The following is a 428-nucleotide window of genomic DNA, read 5'->3' as shown; positions in this document are numbered from 1 at the left end:
GCATATCTGCTAGCAGCTGACAGGGGTGAAATTGATTACTCAGTGCGTTAATCACTGGTACGTTCGAGTGCTCACTGAAGGCTTCCAATTTCTTGTGTTCGTAGGTGCGCACAGCTATTGCATCGACAAGCCGAGAGAGTACTCGAGCGCTATCCCCGATTGTTTCGCCCCTACTTAGTTGACTGTCCTGAGGTGATAGAAATACAGTCGAACCGCCAAACTGGGCCATGGCAGATTCAAAAGAGACACGTGTTCTGGTGGATGAGTTCTCGAAGATAAGAGCAAGCACACGGTTTTTAAGAGGTTCAAAAATGGTGCCAGACTTGTGTTCGGCTTTTAGGTCGATCGAGCGACGAATAATTTGTTTGAGCTCTTTGCTTGATAAGTCATCAAGTGAAAGAAAATGTCTAAGTGCCATGAGCATCCTG

Annotated in this window: 1 pseudogene; it reads right to left on the bottom strand. The window is 46.5% G+C overall.

Annotation, left to right across the window (positions count from 1 at the left end):
• Positions 1 to 418 (bottom strand): annotated as a pseudogene (locus A3750_RS06410) (ornithine carbamoyltransferase); the annotation flags it as partial.
• Between the last annotated feature and the right edge of the window lie 10 nt (positions 419 to 428).

This window comes from Oleiphilus sp. HI0079 (genome assembly GCF_001635105.1).
This window is presented reverse-complemented; position numbering and strand designations above follow the sequence as displayed.